Origin of the sequence: Enterobacter cloacae complex sp. SYL003 (genome assembly GCF_049236925.1) — a bacterium.
GTDB lineage: Bacteria > Pseudomonadota > Gammaproteobacteria > Enterobacterales > Enterobacteriaceae > Enterobacter > Enterobacter intestinihominis.
In genome coordinates this window covers 343,860-362,084 of the sequence record NZ_JBMKJK010000002.1, presented here as the reverse complement: position 1 = coordinate 362,084, position 18,225 = coordinate 343,860, and the positions used below count along the sequence as shown (strand labels likewise).

Sequence of the window (18,225 nt, the reverse complement as noted above, 5' to 3'; positions counted from 1 at the left end):
CCTTTGGGGAGAGGGCTGGGGTGAGGGGAATGTTTATTCTGCTGGCTTAAACTGCGGATTCGCCAGCATAAAACCGCCGTCGACGATAAACGACTGCCCGGTGGTGTAGCTGGCGTCGCTGTCACACAGCCACGCCACCAGGCTGGCTATTTCTTTGGTATGCCCTGGCCGTGCCAGCGGGATTTCCGGCATTGAACCTTCTTTCACTTCGCTGTCGTCCATATCATTCATCGGCGTGGCGATCGCACCAGGCGCAACGGCGTTCACCAGAATCTTATGTTTAACCAGCTCCAGCGCCATCGATTTTGTTAACCCGCCCAGCGCATGTTTGGCCGCCGTATAGGCGCTGGCGTCCGGCAATGGCGTATGTTCATGCACCGAGGTGATGTTCACGATCCGCCCCCCTTCTCCCTGCTTCACCATCTGACGCGCCGCGATTTGCGAGCAGAGAAACGCGCCGTCCACGTCAACGGTAAATATGTGCCGCCAGTCGTCAAACGACAGGTCCAGAAATGGCGCTTTGTTCATCGCCCCGGCATTGTTTACCAGCACATCCAGCCGCCCGAAACGCGTAATCAGGGTTTCAATGGCCTTTGCGCCTTCCGGCAAATTGCTTAAGTCGAGCTGGATGGCCTCGGCACGCTGCCCGCGCGCTTCAATTTCACGGCAGGTTGCCAGCGCCCCTTCCTCATCTGAATGCCAGGTCACCCCGATATCAAACCCGCGTTCGGCCAGCATCAGGGCCGTCGTTTTGCCAATTCCTGAATCCGATGCGGTAACAATTGCGACTCGCGTCATACTCACCTCCTGAAAATCTGCAAAGAGGTAAGTATAGATAATGCGCGATTTTAGCTGTGATGATATCCGCCACCCAGCGCGGAGGTGAGCTGGAGCGTAGCATCCACGTACTGACCTTTCAGCATCAACCCGGCAATACGCTCTTTGAGCGCCGGAATTTTTGCTTCACTCACCCGGGAGCCGGCAATGATCCCCGCGCTGAAGCGCGCCTGTGCCAGCGCAACGACGCGCGCCGCATCTTTTTCGATCTGCTGCTGGTGCTGATTTTTGGCGGTCAGGGTTTCCACTTCGCTGGCCGTCCGGGCAACCTGGTTTACGGCGTCCACTACGGCCTTGTTGTAGTTCGCCACGGAGAGGTTGTTTTGCGCCTGGGCGATATCCAGGTTCGCATTCAACCGACCACTGTCAAAAATTGGCAGCGTCAGCCCCGCGGATACGCCCATTTGCTGGGCAGATGAGCGGAACAGGTCGCTAAGGTGCAACGCATCCTGCTGCAAGAACGCCATCAAATTGATGTCAGGGTAGAACGCGGCTCTGGCGGCATCCACTTCGCTCATGGACGCTTCGATATACCAGTGCGCCTCCTGCAAATCCGGGCGGCGAGCCAGCAGCTCATAACCGAGCGTTGACGGCAGCGACGCCTCTGCGTCAGGTAAGGCATGCCGGGCGAGCGTGACTGAAGGGGTATTGGTCAATGCATTCAGACGCGCCTCAATGGCCTTCATTTTGCCGTGCACGTCAGCGAGCTGTTCATCGGTTTTGCTGGCATTGATATCTGTTTCAACGCCTTCCACCGAGGAGGTAATGCCGTGCTGATAAAGCTCACGATCGGCACCGATGATATTTTCCTGCTCCCGTTTGATCTGCGCGAGCACGTCACCCACCGCGGCCTCGGTCTGCCAGTCCCAGTACAGCCGCGCGACGCTGCTGGCGAGCAGCTGTCGGGTCTGCTCCAGCTCCGCTTTTTGCGCATTCACTTTACCGATGCGGGCCTCAATTTGGGCGCGGTTTTTACCCCATAAATCCAGATCCCATCCGGCCGTCAGACCAAAGGTGCCGTTGGTGTACCAGGGTCCGGTTGTCCCCGCCGCCGGGTCAGTCAGGGCGAATGGCCCCATCAGCCCCTCTGCCGACATCTTTTGCCGTTCCACATCTGCGGAAAAATCCATTTGTGGACCATCAGCAGCGACAGCGGCTTTCGCCTGTGCTTCTGCCAGGGTGATGCGCTGCCGGGCAATTTGCATATCCGGTGCATCCGCCAGCGCTTTAGCAATCAGCGCGTTAAGCTGAGGGTCATTAAAATCTTTCCACCATTCGTTTTTTGGCCAGTCGGCATGACTTAGTTGGGTATTTACAGCAGCGGCGGCGGCTTGCGTTTTCACTGGAGAGACCGTGGCATGTTCCGGCGCGCAGGCGGACAGCATAAAAATAAGGGGAGCACTCAGAGATAAAGTAAGAGAACGTTTCATTACGCCATAAACTCAAAAAAAATAAAGGCGCAACTTACGCTTACTGACGTTCCGTTTTTTAGTAACGCGTGGCAATCCGCATATTGTTATACATTTTCATATCCGGAAATTTATTCCCCAAGCGAATGATTTAATTTCACCTATTCATACCAATTATGAATTGACTGCTACACTTACTGACGACAGACATACGCAGGAGAGGCGAATGAAAATATTATTGTGGGCTATTTTGATTATATTTCTGATAGGGCTGCTGGTGGTAACCGGCGTATTCAAAATGATTTTCTGATACGTTTGCCCGGCTCCGCGCCGGGCAAACGTATTCACACTTCACTCAGTGCTTCGACTGGATCACACGGGCAATATCCGCCGACGTCTGTAGCGTACGGATCTCCTGAAATAATCCCAGCGCGTCGTCGTACTCTTTCCGTAAATAACTCAGCCACTGCTTAATGCGCGCGACATGATACAACCCGGTATCGCCCTGCTTTTCCAGCCGCGTGTATTTTTGCAGGAGTTTCACCACGTCCGCCCACGGCATCCGCGGCTCATTGTATTTCACCACCCGGCTGAGGTTCGGCACGTTCAGCGCACCGCGGCCAATCATCACGGCATTACAGCCGGTCTCTTTGAGGCAGGCCTGCGCGCTCTCATAATCCCAGATTTCGCCGTTAGCAATCACCGGAATAGTAAGCCGTTTGCGGATCTCGCCAATCGCCTGCCAGTTAATGCGCTCGGCTTTATAACCATCCTCTTTGGTTCGCCCGTGCACCACCAGCTCGGTGGCGCCTGCCTGCTGCACCGCGTCGGCAATTTCAAACTGCCTGTCGCCGCTGTCCCATCCCAGACGCACTTTGACCGTCACCGGTAGATGCGATGGCACCGCCTCACGCATGGCCTTTGCGCCGCGATAAATCAATTCCGGATCTTTGAGTAACGTCGCCCCGCCGCCGCTGCCGTTGACCAGCTTTGACGGACAGCCGCAGTTAAGATCGACACCGTACGAGCCAAGCGCTACCGCGCGGGCGGCGTTTTCCGCCAGCCACTCAGGATACTGGCCGAGCAGCTGGACGCGCACCAGCGTACCGGAGGGGGTGCGGCTCTGACGATGCAGTTCCGGACAGAGACGATAAAATGATTTTTCTGGCAGCAACATATCGACCACGCGCAAAAACTCCGTCACGCAGAGATCGTAATCGTTCACCTCGGTAAGCAGCTCGCGCACGAGAGAGTCGAGCACGCCTTCCATCGGGGCCAGTAAAACACGCATTCTGAGTACCTGTGAAAAAAGACGCGCTATAGTAGCTGCTCTCTATGTATGTTGAAAGCCCGGCGTTCCATTCTGGAATGTCTGGTATGCCCAAAATTCATGATGTGATCCGTGGCACATTTTCAGGTTTAATTGTATGATGAATACGTCTCAGCAAGGACTTTCACCATGAGCAAATCACTGAATACTATCTGGCAATACCTTCGCGCCTTCGTCCTGATTTATGCCTGCCTGTACGCCGGCATTTTTATCGCGTCGCTGCTGCCTATTACCATCCCCGGCAGCATTATCGGCATGTTGATCCTGTTTGTGCTGCTGGCATTACAGGTGCTGCCCGCGAAATGGGTCAACCCGGGGTGCTTCGTTCTCATTCGCTATATGGCCCTGCTTTTTGTGCCTATCGGCGTTGGGGTTATGCAGTATTACGATGTGCTTAAGGCGCAGTTCGGCCCGATAGTGGTCTCCTGCGCCATCAGTACGCTGGTAGTTTTCCTGGTCGTCAGCTGGAGCTCACACATTGTGCATGGCGAACGTAAGGTCATCGGGGAGAAAACAAAAAAATGATGGCGAATATCTGGTGGTCCCTGCCGTTAACTCTGGTGGTGTTCTTTGCTGCGCGTAAGCTTGCGGTTCGTTTCAAAATGCCGTTGCTCAACCCGCTGCTGGTCGCCATGGTGGTGATTATTCCTTTTCTGCTGCTCACCGGCATTTCTTATGAACGTTACTTCGCCGGGAGCAAGATCCTCAACGATTTGTTGCAGCCTGCCGTGGTGGCGCTGGCGTTTCCTTTATATGAGCAACTGCATCAGATCCGCGCGCGCTGGAAATCCATCATTACCATCTGCTTTGTGGGTAGCCTTGTTGCGATGATCACTGGTACCTCGGTGGCCTTATTGATGGGCGCATCGCCGCAGATCGCCGCCTCTATCCTGCCTAAATCCGTTACTACGCCGATTGCCATGGCCGTGGGCGGCAGCATCGGCGGCATTCCGGCCATCAGCGCCGTGTGCGTGATTTTCGTCGGTATCCTGGGCGCGGTGTTTGGTCATACGCTGCTGAATATCATGAAAATCCGGACCAAAGCGGCGCGCGGTCTGGCGATGGGTACCGCCTCGCACGCGCTGGGCACCGCACGCTGCGCGGAGCTGGATTATCAGGAAGGGGCATTCAGCTCGCTGGCGCTGGTGATCTGCGGGATTATAACCTCCCTGCTTGCGCCGTTTATCTTCCCGATTATTCTGGCAGTAATGGGCTAAAATTTGCGATGCGTCGCGCAAATTTCATTTTCATTTCATAAGTTGCATACATAATGAGATTTGGATCACATATAAAGGCCGTACGGCTCCGTACACTACCGATCCATTAACCTTGATGAGGCAACGTCATGCATCCACGTTTTCAAGCTGCTTTCTCTCAGCTTGCAGAGAATTTGCAATCAGCCCTGGCTCCGGTTCTGGCGGATGCGCATTTCCCCGCCCTGCTGACGGCAGATCAGGTCACGACGCTTAAACAGGCAACGGGGCTGGACGAAGACGCGCTGGCTTTCGCCCTGCTTCCGCTGGCGGCTGCTTGCGCCCGCGCTGACCTTTCCCATTTTAACGTAGGCGCAATTGCGCGCGGCGTGAGCGGGACCTGGTACTTCGGCGGGAACATGGAATTTCTCGGTGCGACCATGCAGCAAACCGTTCATGCGGAGCAGAGTGCCATCAGTCACGCCTGGCTGCGCGGCGAAAAGGCCCTGCGCGCCATCACCGTCAACTATACCCCTTGCGGCCACTGCCGCCAGTTTATGAATGAGCTGAACAGCGGTCTTGAACTGCGTATCAACCTGCCGGGACGCGCGCCGCATACGCTGGGTGATTACCTGCCGGATGCTTTTGGCCCTAAAGATCTTGAGATCAAAACCCTGCTGATGGACGAGCAGGACCACGGTTACGCGCTATCAGGGGATGCGCTCAGCGAAGCGGCCATTGCCGCCGCCAATAAAAGCCACACGCCATACAGCAAATCACCAAGCGGCGTCGCCCTTCAGTGCCGCGACGGCCGCATCTTCACCGGCAGCTATGCAGAGAACGCCGCGTTTAACCCGACGCTGCCTCCGCTCCAGGGCGCCCTGAACCTGCTCAGCCTGAACGGGTATGACTACCCGGATATTCAGCGCGCGATCCTCGCTGAAAAGGCCGATGCACCGCTGATCCAGTGGGACGCGACCGCAGCCACGCTGAAAGCGCTGGGCTGTTCAACCATCGACCGCGTGCTGCTGGCATAATCTGTTCGGCGGGCAGATTTGCCCGCCAGTCTGACGAAAAACCCCTCAGTTGAATCGCTGTTTCTTGCGCTAACCAGGCGGGTACAGTAGCCTGAGGGAAATTTCATCATCGGTACGAGCCATCTGCATGTTAAAGCGCGTGTTTTACAGCCTGTCTGTCCTGGTCGGCATACTGCTGTTGATCGTGCTGGGTCTCGACCGCTGGATGAGCTGGAAAACAGCTCCCTACATTTTTGATGACCTACAGGACCTCCCCTACCGCCAGGTTGGCGTGGTGCTTGGCACCGCCAAGTATTACCGCACCGGCGTCATCAATCAGTATTACCGGTATCGTATTCAGGGCGCACTGAACGCCTATAACAGCGGCAAGGTGAACTATCTGCTGTTAAGCGGCGATAACGCCCTGCAAAGCTATAACGAGCCGGTGACGATGCGCAAAGATTTGATTGCCGCAGGCGTCGACCCGGCCGATATCGTGCTCGACTACGCCGGATTCCGCACGCTTGATTCCATCGTGCGTACCCGCAAGGTGTTCGACACCAACGATTTCATCATTATCACCCAGCGTTTCCACTGCGAGCGGGCGCTATTTATCGCCCTGCATATGGGGATCCAGGCCCAGTGCTACGCCGTGCCGTCGCCAAAAGATATGCTGAGCGTACGCGTACGTGAGTTTGGCGCCCGTTTTGGCGCGCTGGCTGACCTGTACCTGTTCAAGCGTGAACCGCGCTTTTTAGGCCCGCTGGTGCCGATCCCAACGATGCACGAAGTGCCTGAAAATGCGCAAGGTTATCCGGCGGTGACGCCGGAGCAGCTGCTGGAAATGCAGAAGAAGTAATAACTGATGTCGGGTGGCGGCTTCGCCTTACCCGACCTACGATCGCGATTTTGTAGGCCCGGTAAGCGTCGCGCCACCGGGCAAAAAAAGGCCCGCTACGTGAGCGGGCCTTTCCATTCTGAAGAACTTATTTCTTACGCGCGTACTTCAGTGAATCCAGGGCAACCGCGAAGATAATGATCGCGCCCTTGATGATGTACTGCCAGTACGGGTTCACGCCGATGTAGGTCAGGCCGTAGTTGATCACGGTGAAGATGATCACACCGGTCACCACGCCCAGCACGGTACCCACGCCGCCGCTGAAGGAGACGCCGCCGACCACGCAGGCCGCAATCGCATCCAGTTCGTACATAAAGCCGAGGTTGTTGGTGGCAGAGCCGATACGGCCTGCTTCCAGCATCCCGCCGAAGGCGTAGAACACACCGGACAGGGCATAAATCATCAGCAGGTTCAGAGCCACGTTGACGCCGGAGACTTTCGCCGCTTCCGGGTTACCCCCGATAGCAAAGATGTTTTTACCGAAGCGGGTTTTGTTCCACAGGATCCAGACGAACGCCACCGCAATCAGCGCATAGAAGGTGATATAGGAGAGACGGAAGCTGCCCAGCGCAACAAACCCCTGCGTGAAGGTCGAGAAGCCGCTTTCGAAGCCAGAGATTGGAGACGCGCCGACGAAATCGTAGTACAGGGAGTTGATACCATAAACGATGATCATCGTGCCAAGCGTGGTGATGAATGGCGTCACGTTCAGGTAAGCAATGATGATGCCGTTAATCAGGCCAATTACCGCGCCGATGGCGCATACGATCAGGATCACCACGAAAATCGGCATGGTCGCCATCTCCGGGAACACCTTGTTGGCGTTTTCCATCGACTGCAACAGGGTTGCCGCAATAACCGCCGCCAGACCCACCTGGCGCCCTGCCGAAAGGTCTGTCCCCTGGGTAACGATGAGCCCTGCCACGCCCAGTGCGATGATAATACGTACGGAAGACTGGGTCAGAATATTACTTAAGTTCAGCAGACTTAAGAACGTTGGGTCCTGGAAAATAATTATCGCCAGCAAGACTAAAAGAACAACGTAAATACCGCCTTCTTTCAGATAAGTGAGAAAACTTTTTTTATTTAACGCACTCATGAGGAGCCCCTGATCTTAAAGGTGCAAAGACGCAAGACGCAAAATTTCATTTTGCGTTGTCGTTTTGGTTTCAACAATACCGGCAACGAGACCATTGCTCATAACCAGAATACGGTCTGTGATCCCTAACAATTCCGGCATTTCGGAAGAAATAATAATGATCCCTTTATCTTTTTTCGCCAGCTCTGCGATCAGCTGGTAAATCTCGAATTTTGCACCCACGTCGATACCGCGCGTAGGTTCATCCAGCATCAGTATTTCAGGCTGGGTTAACAGCCAGCGACCAATAATGACTTTCTGCTGGTTCCCTCCCGAGAGTGAGCCAATTTGCGTGCGGTGGCCCGGCGTTTTCACGCGCATGGAGTCAATCACCCACTGGGTATCGCTCTTCATGCGGGAATTATCCAGCAACCCGACCTTGTTTTTGTAATTGCGAATATTAGAAATTAACGAGTTAAAGTTAATATCAAGATAAGCGTAAATACCGGTGGAACGCCGCTCTTCCGTCACCAGCGCAAAACCATTATTAATGGCTTCATTGGCGTTGTGGTTGTTGATTTTCTTACCGTGCAGGGTAATGGTGCCCTCGGCTTTCTCACGGATACCAAACAGGGTTTCCACGATATCGGTGCGCTTAGCGCCCACCAGCCCTGCGATACCAAGGATCTCGCCCTTGTGCAAATCGAAAGAGACATCGCGGATGGACGGCTGACGCAGTGAGGTCAGGTTACGCACCTCCAGAATCACTTCGCCCGGCTTGTTTTCTTTATCCGGGAAGCGCTGGTTCAATGAACGGCCAACCATCATGGCGATGATCTTGTCCATGTCCAGCCCTTCCAGCGGCTGGGTGGCAATCCACTGGCCATCGCGCAGGATGGTAATTTCATCGCACAGCTGGAAGATCTCTTCCATTTTATGTGAGATATAGACAATGCCGCAGCCGCGATCTTTCAGCTTACGGATGATGGTAAAAAGGTGGTTAACCTCTTTTTCCGTTAATGACGATGTCGGTTCATCCATGATCACGATTTTCGCATCATAGGAGAACGCTTTGGCAATTTCGATCATCTGCATCTGGGAAACGGATAATGTCCCGACGCGTGCGCGCGGGTCAATATCAATATCCAGCTCATCGAAAATGGCTTTGGTGTCGCGATACATTTTATCCTGATCGACAAAGACACCTTTGGTTGGATAGCGGCCCAACCACATATTATCCATAACTGAACGTTGCAGAACCAGGTTTAATTCCTGGTGTACCATCGAGATACCGTTCTCCAGCGCTTCTTTCGCTGAATGGAAGTCGATCTCTTTTCCCTGAAAAAGAATGCTGCCAGAATCTTTTTGATAGATCCCAAAAAGGCATTTTAATAATGTTGATTTACCCGCACCGTTTTCACCCATTAACGCATGAATAGAGTGAGGACGAACTTTTAAATTAACATTATCGAGCGCCTTAACACCGGGGAATGACTTGTTAACACCGGTCATTTCCAACAAGTATTCACCGGACGACTGAGTAGTTGTGCTGACCATAATTATACCTTGTTGGCCTCGCATATCGCGTTATAAAAGGGCGCAACGAATTGCGCCCAGTGAAGACAATTCAGTTAACTTATTTACCGATAAACTCAGCCAGGTTGGACTGGTCTACGCCCACGTAAGGAACGCGAACGATTTTGTTTTCAATTTTCCAGCTGGTGCCGTCAGCAGCGCCTTTACCATCAGCGAGGTTTTTCGCCAGATCGAAGGTGGCTTTCGCCTGGTTGTTAGCATCGTTCAGCACGGTACCGGCCATTGCGCCAGATTTCACCAGCGCCAGCGCTTCTGGCAGAGCATCCACACCGAATACAGGAATGGCGGATTTGTTGTGTGCTTTCAGCGCTTCAACTGCACCCATTGCCATTGCATCGTTGTTGGCGATGACCACTTCAATTTTGTTGGCGTTCGGGCCAGAGAGCCACGCATCCATCTTATCTTTCGCCTGAGCGGTGTCCCACATTGCGGTGTCTAACGCCAGCTGCTGGGTTTTCAGGCCCTTGTCGTTCAGCTCTTTAATAACGTAGGTGGTACGTGCTTCAGCATCCGGATGGCCCGGTTCGCCTTTCAGCAGAACGAACTGAATCTGACCATCTTTGTTCATATCCCAGTTTGGGTTCGCCGCCCAGTGTTTCGCAATAAGATCGCCCTGGATAATCCCGGACTCTTTGGAGTCAGTACCCACGTAATAGGCTTTATCGTAGCTGTCCAGCGCTTTACGGGAAGGCTCTTTGTTGAAGAAGACAATCGGCACGTTCTGGCCGCGTGCTTTCTCGATCACCGTACCTGCCGCAGCCGGGTCAACCAGGTTAATAGCCAGCGCTTTCACGCCTTTTGCCAGAAGAACGTCAATCTGATCGTTCTGTTTAGACTGGTCATTCTGGGAGTCATTCATCAGCAGCTGCACGTCTGGCGCTGATTTAGCATCTTTTTCAATTGCTTTACGCACAACGGACATGAAGTTGTCGTCGTATTTATAGATAGTCACGCCAATACGGGTATCCGCTGCGTGTGCTGCTGCGCCAAAAAGCATGCTTGCCATGACAGCAGACAGAGTCAACACCTTCTTATTCATGGTATCTCCGGTTTTTTTTATGCAGGGTAGTTCTTGTGAAAAACGGTCGGCGGGCAGATGTTAATAAAACGTTACTGATCGCCGAAGTTCACTTATAAAATGTCCAGCTTCCGTGTTCGGTAACGCTCCAGAAATGCGTTTTATTCGTTGTTTGAGGCATTCTGGTAACGGTAAAAGTGAATAATCACCGTTACATTGTGTTTCAGCCCCTAAAACGCTGACATCATAGACAGCGGCTTGTTAAGATACTGTGAATTTACTCACAGATTGAAAACGGTTACATCACGTGATGTTATCAGTTAGTGATCGGAGCCACAGTTTGTCGGATAGCGACCGAATGGCGGCGTACTAAAGTCGGCATAAAACAATGCGTTGCGTCAGGATCTAACAGCCCTGCCGCCCCCTGTAACGCCAGCTCTGTCGCCAGTTTCGCCATCGACGCAATGGGGTAACGCACCGTTGTCAGCTGCGGATCGGTGTAACGGGCAATCGGAATATCATCAAAACCGATCAGCGATAAATGCTGCGGCACCGCAATGCCATTATCTTTCAGCGCGGTAAGCGCACCTGCCGCCATGCTGTCGTTATAGGCAAACACGGCGGTCAGCTGAAGGTTACGCCCCAGCAGTTCAACCATTGCCGCTTCACCGCCCTGCATGTCCGGCGAACCGGTACCAACCCAGCTCTCCAGCGGCGCAATGCCCTGTTCTTTCAGGGCGTTTTGCCAGCCCTCGCGGCGCATCATGTCGTCTTCAATACCGTGGTTTGAAGCCAGATAACCAATGCGCTGATGGCCGTTGCTGATGAGCATCCGCGTCGCCATCATCGCGCCGCTGATGTTATCCAGACCGACACAGCGGTGCGCATAACCGGGGACGATACGGTTGACCAGCACCATACCGGGGATCTGCTCCATAAACCCGGCCAGCTCTTCATCGCTCAGGGCTTTTGAGTGCACGATCAGGGCGTTACAGCGCTGGCGGATCAGTACCTCAATGGCATAACGCTCTTTTTCAGCCTCGTGATAGCTGTTGCCAATCAGCACATATTTCTGGTGCTGCTGGGCAACGACGTCCACCGCTTTGACCAGCGCGCCGAAGAAGGCGTCCGACACATCCATCACCACGACACCAATGGTATCGCTGACCTGCGTCGCCAGCGCCTGATCATTGGCGTTTGGCCGGTACCCCAGCTGGGTCACGGCTTTCATTACGGTTTCACGCGTTTCAGGGCTGACCAGTGTACTGTTGTTCAGCACGCGGGAGACAGTAGCAACAGAAACACCCGCCTGGCGGGCGACGTCACGAATGGTGATCATATTCACCACCCTTAAAAGGATTGCAGCAACTCACAGACACCCCCTGTGTTTAGCAAGGTGGCTATTCTGGCAGCGAGAGAGAGGAGACTACGTGAAGAAGCTCACACAGATGAAAACGCTTACATCCGTTTTGTTAATGATTGTGATCCAGATCGTTATCTGGATGTATTACGCAATGACACGCCCGACGCAAGGGCGGTTAACCGTCGCCATACCCACTCCAGCGGGCCCTGGCGGAAAAAACGCAGCCAGATAACTGAAAACACCACGTTAACAATCCAGACCGGAATAACAAACGCCAGCAGCGTCAGGCGGTCGAATTTCATAAACAGGCCGAATCGGTAGAAAAGCGTGGTGCATATCAGCGTTTGCAGGATGTAATTGCTTAACGCCATCCGTCCAACGCAGGCCACCGCACTGACGATCCACAGGCGAGAAAGCCGGGGCCAGAAGCCATAGATCAGCGCCGCATAGCCAATGGTCTGGAACGGCGCGCTCAGCTCTCGCGGCACCTGCAACAGGAAGGCGCACCAGCGGTAATCCCACTGAAGATGCCACTGTAAGATCACCGCCGGAAGGTTAATCATCACGCCGAGCAGTACCAGGCCAGCGCCTGTGAGACGATAGTGTCGCAGGCTAAATTCTCCTTTCAGCCAGCCGGTGCGCATCAGGGCTGCGCCCATCAGCATCATCCCCGCCAGCTGCCAGCCGTATTGCGCCCCCAGCGCCAGCAGGTTATCGCCGAGCATATCGGCCCGGTTGCCGATCGCTTCCATGCCGCCTTTCAGCTTCCAGAACTGCTCATATTGCAGATTGGCCGCATCCGGGATCCACGAACGACTGGTGGAAGCATCGGCAATCATGCCAAGCAGCAATAACACGGTCAGTCCCATGACATAGAGCATCACGCCAGTATTAAAGAGGCTTTTTACACCGGGCGCGTCGCGGATCAGCCGCCAGCAAATCAGGCCCACCAGACCATACGCGAGTAGAATATCGCCGTCCCAGAAAAGCAGCCCGTGAATAAAACCGAGGATAACCAGCAGCGTTAAACGCGACTGGATCCAGCGCGTACCGCGTTTGAGGAGAAGCTGAAGTCCCGCGCCAAACAGAAGCGCAAAGAGGGTCAGAAATTTAACCTGTGCGAAGAGATCAAGGATTGCCCACGTCCAGGCGTCGCTGCGCGTGATGTCGCCATACCATGCAGGGTTCAGATAGGCGGCCTTCGGCAGACCGAAGGCGCTGATATTCAGCAGCAGGATACCGAGAATGGCGACGCCGCGAACAAAATCGAGCGTGACGTTTCGCTCCATGGTCCCTGCCCTGTCTGATTAGTTGTGGTGGCGCACGGCGCGCAGAAACTCCTGGCGGGTGTTCTGGCTCGATTTGAACAGGCCGCCCAGCGAGGTGGTGGTAGTCGCGCTGGTTGCATCACGCACGCCACGCGCTTTCACGCAGTAGTGAACCGCGTCGATAGACACCGCCACGTTGTTAGTCCCCAACAGGGTTTGCAGTGCGGTCAGGATCTGCTGCGTCAGACGCTCCTGCACCTGAGGACGCTGGGCAAAGAACTGCACGATGCGGTTGATCTTGGACAGGCCAATGACCGTATCTTTTGGAATATAGGCCACCGTCGCTTTACCATCGATGGTCACAAAGTGATGCTCGCAGGTGCTGGTCAGCGTGATATCGCGTACCGTCACCATCTCATCGACCTTCATCTTGTTTTCAATGACGGTGATTTTCGGGAAGTTCGCGTAATCCAGGCCGGAGAAAATTTCGTCGACGTACATTTTCGCGATGCGGTGCGGCGTCTCCATCAGGCTGTCGTCGCTCAGATCGAGATTCAGCAGTTGCATGATCTCCGTCATATGGCCGGCGATCAGACTCTTGCGGGTAACATTGTCCAGCTCCTGCACGGGCGGGCGCAGTGGCGTTTCAAGACCGCGCGCAACCAGCGCTTCATGGACAAGGGCTGCTTCTTTACTGAGTGATGACATTCTTTTCTCCTGCAGGTGTGGCGTCTTTTGCCCTCGTTGTGGCAAAAGTGTGCGCTCATTGTGCGTGAGGCGACGCACATAATCCAGTATTCACGTCGATAATTATTGCAATTGCTGTTGCCTTTCAGCCTGACGGTTCCAGACTAACGCTCCGCCAGCGAACAGCGCGATCCCCGCCAGCCCCAGCGCAGGTTCCAGCCGGTGCGTGAGCCAGGTCGAGAGTGCCGACGTGACCGGACCAATCAGCTGACCAATGGCATACCCGGTGGTGAGCAGTCCCGCCATATAACGCGTATGATCTGGCGCCAGCTCGCGACCGTACAAAAGAGAGAGCTGCACGGCGCAGAGGAACCCGCCGCCCACCAGCAGCCCACCCGTCAGCAAGCCGCCTATGCCCGGCAGCAGCCAGGCCGCCAGCACGCCAATCCCCTGTAACCACAGAACAATCGCCAGCCTGCGGTTAGCGCTTGATGTATGCCGCAGGGCAATGCTGAGCGCAATTCCCACCACCGAGGCGGCGCCAAATATCGGCCAGACAAACTGGGCAAACAGGCTGCCGGGGAAACGCACCGCCGCCATTTGCGATAAAAAGGTCGCCGGGAGGATATAGCCGAACCCTGCCAGGCTGTAGCTCCAGACCAGACGCTTGAGATCTGCGGTCAGCAGCAGCGGTTCAGGCGCGGTACCGGGCCGATGGAGCTGCCCGGACCGCGGCAGGTAGCGCGCCACCAGCACAATCAGCACCAGCGCCAGTACGCCGTAGATTTGCCATGCCGCGCCGGCAGACAGGGATCTCGCCTGAATATAGACCGCCAGCAGGCCACTCAGGGCGATGCCGGCCCCGGGTCCGGCAAAGACGGCTGCACTAAGCCCCGGCTTGCCCAGCTGCCCCAGCCGCTCGTTGGTCCAGGCGGCAATCAGCACCATCGACCAGCCGCTCATGCAGCCGATCACAAAGCGCAGCAGACCGTGAACGACAGCATTATCTGCCGCCGCAGAGAGCAGCGTCAGCGCCACCGCGCCAGTGATGCCAAGCCAGAGACGCGTTTCAACGAAGCGATGAGCGCGCATAGCATCCCATGCCCCCACCAGATAGCCCAGGTAGTTCATTGCCGCCACCAGCCCCGCGCTGGTGAGCGTGAGTTGCCCGGCGGCAATCATCAGCGGCACCTGAGGCGTGAAGGCGAAGCGCCCTATCCCCATCGCCACGACCAGAACCACAAATCCGCTGAGCGCGATACGCAGCGCCATGATCGCTCCAATTGTTAAAGAAAAGTAAATTTATGATGCAACATCTCGCCGTCCTGCGAAAGTGAAAGTTGCTCACATGTCAATGAAAACTCTGTATTATACATTTTATGAATAGTCTTTCGGATAAGGAGCCCTGCATGGAACTGCTCGAAGAGCATCGTTGTTTTGAAGGTCGACAGCAGCGCTGGCGGCACGACTCCACCACGCTGAACTGTGCTATGACGTTCAGCATTTTCCTGCCCCCTGCGGACAATCCACCGGTGCTGTACTGGCTTTCAGGCCTGACCTGCAACGACGAAAATTTCACCACCAAAGCGGGCGCCCAGCGTATTGCCGCCGAACTGGGCATTGCGCTGGTGATGCCAGATACCAGCCCGCGTGGCGATGACGTGGCCGACGATGCCGGATACGATTTGGGTAAAGGCGCCGGGTTCTATCTCAACGCCACGGAACAACCCTGGGCGAGCCATTACCGCATGTATGACTACATTCGCGATGAACTCCCTGCCCTGGTGCACTCTCAGTTCGCGGTCAGCGAGCGCTGCGCGATAAGCGGACATTCGATGGGTGGCCACGGGGCGCTGATAATGGCGCTGAAAAATCCGGGGAAATACACCAGCGTGTCCGCATTTGCGCCGATTGTGAACCCAACGCAGGTGCCGTGGGGGCAAAAAGCCTTCACGCACTATCTGGGTGAGGATGCAGAGAAATGGCAGGAATGGGACAGCTGTGCGCTGTTGCTGGCAAGCCAGCCAGAAGACGCTATCCCGATGCTGGTGGATCAGGGTGATGCCGATCAGTTCCTCGCCGGGCACTTACAGCCTGCGGTGCTGGCGGAAGCCGCGCGCCAGAAGGACTGGCCGCTGACTCTGCGCATACAGCCGGGATACGATCACAGCTATTACTTTATGGCGTCCTTTATTGAAGATCATCTTCGCTTCCATGCGACACATTTGTTCGCGTAAATACAGCTGTTTGCCCGATAGCCTCTCGCCTGTCGGGCCTTTCCCCTCATTTACATAATCCTATCCGCTTGAATCCAGCCTGTTTTCCGTCGCCCTCACTCAAACACAAATGATTTCAATTATCATTTGTGTTTACAATTCTACATTCTTTTGTACAATTCCAGGCTCTTCTCCATCTCAAAGAGTTCTTACAAGACAAAAACATACAGTTCTCAGGGTTATCCCGATGGAGTTTTATTCATTTTTATACGGAATGTACAAATGACAATACCGCGCATTAAGCTCCTGGCCGTCGCCATTGGCGCTGCCACATGTTCCCCCTTCGTTCACGCAGCCGATCAGGACACCGTTGTCGTCACCGCGACGGGTTTTGAACAAAAAATCCAGAATGCCCCCGCCTCCATCTCTGTGATTTCAAAACAGCAGATTGAAGATAAAGCCTACCGTGATGTTACCGATGCCCTGAGAGACGTCCCGGGCGTTGTCGTCACTGGCGGCGGGAGCAGCAGTGATATCAGTATTCGCGGCATGGCCTCTCAGTACACCCTGTTCCTGGTGAACGGCAAACGCGTCAGTACGCGAAGCACCCGCCCCAACAGCGACAACTCGGGTATTGAACAAGGCTGGCTGCCGCCGCTGGAGTCCATTGAGCGCATCGAGGTCATCCGAGGCCCGATGTCCTCGCTTTACGGCTCCGATGCTATGGGTGGCGTAATTAACGTCATTACCAAAAAAGTCTCGAACACTAAAGCCTGGACCGGTTCGTTGCATGGCGATGCGACCTTCCAGGAAAACAATGATTCCGGCGATATCTTCCAGACCAACGCCTACGCTTCTGGTCCCCTGATCGACGGACTGCTGGGCGCAAAAGTGACGGGGCTGTTGTCACGCCGCGCAGAAGATAAAATCGTGAACGGCTATAACGAGCAGAAAATGCGTAACGGTGGCATTACGCTGAACTTCACGCCGGACGAGAAGAACGATTTCGACCTCGACTTTGCTCGCGAGCTTCAGGACAGAAACAGCACCCCGGGGATGTCGAAAGCGGCTGAAACCTGCCGGGGAACAACCTGTACGCCAAATACCAAAAGCGACTCGCGCTATGAGCACACGACCTACTCCTTAACGCACAGCGGGTATTACGACGACTTCAATACCACCAGCTATATCCAGCAGGAAGAGACCAATAATCCAGGTCGCAAAATGCGCTCCTATAACACCACCTTCAACAACCAGAACCAGATTTTCCTCGGCGATCATACGTTGACCCTCGGCGGGCAGTATCGTTATGAGAAACTGCGCGACAAGGGTAATCAGCTGGAAGCTGCTGACGGACTGAACAAACTGACGCGCTGGAGCTGGGCCCTGTTTGCCGAAGATGAATGGGCAATGACGGAAAGCTTTACGTTGACCGGCGGCCTGCGTATGGACAAAGACCAAAACTACGGTACTAACTGGACGCCGCGCGGTTACGGCGTATGGCACCTGGCCGATCAGTGGACGTTGAAAGGCGGTGTTTCTGCTGGCTATCGTGCGCCGGATCTGCGTCAGTCGTCTGCCAGCTGGGGCCAGGTGACAGGTGGCGGCCGTCTTGACGGTATCATCGTCGGCAACCCGGATCTGAAACCCGAGAAGAGCCTGAGCGAAGAGCTCGCCCTGCTCTGGGATAACAACGATAACCTTAATGCCGGTGTGACGCTGTTTAATACCGACTTCAAGGATAAAATTACGGAAGTTCGCCGCTGTAACAGCAGCGCCGATCCCGCCTGTACGATTGGCGATCATAGCTATGATTTCGTCAGCGATCGCGTCAACGTGGACAAAGCCAATATGCGCGGTGTGGAGTCCTCCTTCGGCTGGAAAATCACGCGCGATGTGAACTGGACTGCAAACTACACCTATACGGAATCCGAGCAGAAGAGCGGCCAGTTCTCCGGCAAGCCACTGAACAAAATGCCAAAACACATGTTCAACACCACCCTGGACTGGCAGGCGACGCCCGACGTCGGCTTCTGGAGCCGTCTGAACCTGCGCGGTAAAACGTCTGAGTACCTGAGCCGCACGTCTATGTCTCAGGGCACACCGTCCTACACTCAGGTGGATGTCGGTATGCGCTACAACGCCAACAAAAACCTGCTGGTTACTGCCGGTGTATATAACATGCTCGATAAGCAGATTGACTACGATACGTATGACACCGTGCTAGATGGCCGTCGCTATACCGTTGGCATGACTTACAGCTTCTGATCTGCCCATAAAAAAGCCCGCTCGATTGAGCGGGCTAAAAGAGAGGAA

17 protein-coding genes are annotated in these 18,225 nt (G+C 54.8%); 7 read left to right on the top strand and 10 right to left on the bottom strand.

What is annotated here, in order from left to right; translation table 11 throughout:
• Positions 1 to 33 precede the first annotated feature (33 nt).
• Positions 34 to 798, bottom strand: a complete 765-nt coding sequence (locus tag ACOT1A_RS04250; protein ID WP_022648687.1) for an SDR family oxidoreductase — start codon at positions 796 to 798, stop codon at positions 34 to 36.
• A gap of 50 nt (positions 799 to 848) precedes the next feature.
• Positions 849 to 2,267: a multidrug resistance outer membrane protein MdtQ gene (mdtQ, locus tag ACOT1A_RS04245; protein ID WP_276169866.1), complete on the bottom strand. Its 1,419-nt coding sequence runs from the start codon at positions 2,265 to 2,267 to the stop codon at positions 849 to 851.
• Between the two features lie 205 nt (positions 2,268 to 2,472).
• On the opposite strand from mdtQ, the gene yohP reads away from it, so the two are divergent.
• Positions 2,473 to 2,556 (top strand): small membrane protein YohP, encoded by an 84-nt coding sequence (gene yohP / locus ACOT1A_RS04240; protein WP_000698460.1) that lies wholly within the window; start codon positions 2,473 to 2,475, stop codon positions 2,554 to 2,556.
• A 45-nt stretch (positions 2,557 to 2,601) separates the two neighbouring features.
• Here yohP and dusC read toward each other — a convergent pair whose 3' ends face one another.
• Positions 2,602 to 3,537, bottom strand: coding sequence for a tRNA dihydrouridine(16) synthase DusC (gene dusC / locus ACOT1A_RS04235; protein WP_023306604.1), 936 nt, complete (start codon positions 3,535 to 3,537; stop codon positions 2,602 to 2,604).
• Positions 3,538 to 3,705: 168 nt separating this feature from the next.
• Between dusC and ACOT1A_RS04230 the strand changes: the two genes are divergently transcribed.
• The 4 genes from ACOT1A_RS04230 to sanA all read left to right on the top strand — a co-directional run bounded on the left by ACOT1A_RS04230 (position 3,706) and on the right by sanA (position 6,644).
• Positions 3,706 to 4,101, top strand: a complete 396-nt coding sequence (locus ACOT1A_RS04230) for a CidA/LrgA family protein (protein ID WP_022648690.1) — start codon at positions 3,706 to 3,708, stop codon at positions 4,099 to 4,101.
• Positions 4,098 to 4,793, top strand: coding sequence for a CidB/LrgB family autolysis modulator (locus ACOT1A_RS04225; RefSeq protein WP_022648691.1), 696 nt, complete (start codon positions 4,098 to 4,100; stop codon positions 4,791 to 4,793). The genes ACOT1A_RS04230 and ACOT1A_RS04225 overlap by 4 nt, the downstream gene beginning before the upstream one ends.
• 128 nt (positions 4,794 to 4,921) lie before the next feature.
• The gene (cdd, locus tag ACOT1A_RS04220) at positions 4,922 to 5,806 is read left to right on the top strand and encodes a cytidine deaminase (RefSeq protein WP_022648692.1); all 885 of its coding nucleotides are present in this window, start codon (positions 4,922 to 4,924) and stop codon (positions 5,804 to 5,806) included.
• Positions 5,807 to 5,933: 127 nt separating this feature from the next.
• Entirely contained in the window at positions 5,934 to 6,644 is a 711-nt protein-coding gene (gene sanA / locus ACOT1A_RS04215; RefSeq protein ID WP_022648693.1) for an outer membrane permeability protein SanA, read from the top strand.
• A 127-nt stretch (positions 6,645 to 6,771) separates the two neighbouring features.
• Here sanA and mglC read toward each other — a convergent pair whose 3' ends face one another.
• The 7 genes from mglC to ACOT1A_RS04180 form a co-directional block, all read right to left on the bottom strand.
• Positions 6,772 to 7,782, bottom strand: a complete 1,011-nt coding sequence (mglC, locus tag ACOT1A_RS04210; protein ID WP_022648694.1) for a galactose/methyl galactoside ABC transporter permease MglC — start codon at positions 7,780 to 7,782, stop codon at positions 6,772 to 6,774.
• A gap of 15 nt (positions 7,783 to 7,797) precedes the next feature.
• Complete coding sequence (gene mglA / locus ACOT1A_RS04205; RefSeq protein WP_003859320.1) at positions 7,798 to 9,318, bottom strand: galactose/methyl galactoside ABC transporter ATP-binding protein MglA; 1,521 nt, start codon at positions 9,316 to 9,318, stop codon at positions 7,798 to 7,800.
• A gap of 79 nt (positions 9,319 to 9,397) precedes the next feature.
• Positions 9,398 to 10,396, bottom strand: coding sequence for a galactose/glucose ABC transporter substrate-binding protein MglB (gene mglB / locus ACOT1A_RS04200; RefSeq protein ID WP_022648695.1), 999 nt, complete (start codon positions 10,394 to 10,396; stop codon positions 9,398 to 9,400).
• 295 nt (positions 10,397 to 10,691) lie between these two features.
• A complete protein-coding gene (galS, locus tag ACOT1A_RS04195; protein ID WP_421625505.1) occupies positions 10,692 to 11,714 on the bottom strand; it encodes an HTH-type transcriptional regulator GalS in 1,023 nt (340 codons plus the stop codon).
• 155 nt (positions 11,715 to 11,869) lie between these two features.
• Positions 11,870 to 13,027 (bottom strand): DUF418 domain-containing protein YeiB, encoded by a 1,158-nt coding sequence (gene yeiB / locus ACOT1A_RS04190; protein WP_046619122.1) that lies wholly within the window; start codon positions 13,025 to 13,027, stop codon positions 11,870 to 11,872.
• An 18-nt stretch (positions 13,028 to 13,045) separates the two neighbouring features.
• On the bottom strand, positions 13,046 to 13,714 hold the full coding sequence (gene folE, locus ACOT1A_RS04185; protein ID WP_017383384.1) for a GTP cyclohydrolase I FolE: 669 nt from the start codon (positions 13,712 to 13,714) through the stop codon (positions 13,046 to 13,048).
• 102 nt (positions 13,715 to 13,816) lie between these two features.
• A complete protein-coding gene (locus tag ACOT1A_RS04180; protein ID WP_126291179.1) occupies positions 13,817 to 14,965 on the bottom strand; it encodes a YbfB/YjiJ family MFS transporter in 1,149 nt (382 codons plus the stop codon).
• A 137-nt stretch (positions 14,966 to 15,102) separates the two neighbouring features.
• On the opposite strand from ACOT1A_RS04180, the gene fghA reads away from it, so the two are divergent.
• Entirely contained in the window at positions 15,103 to 15,930 is an 828-nt protein-coding gene (gene fghA / locus ACOT1A_RS04175; protein ID WP_126291177.1) for an S-formylglutathione hydrolase, read from the top strand.
• A 261-nt stretch (positions 15,931 to 16,191) separates the two neighbouring features.
• Positions 16,192 to 18,177, top strand: coding sequence for a ligand-gated channel protein (locus ACOT1A_RS04170; RefSeq protein WP_126291175.1), 1,986 nt, complete (start codon positions 16,192 to 16,194; stop codon positions 18,175 to 18,177).
• Positions 18,178 to 18,225 lie beyond the last annotated feature (48 nt).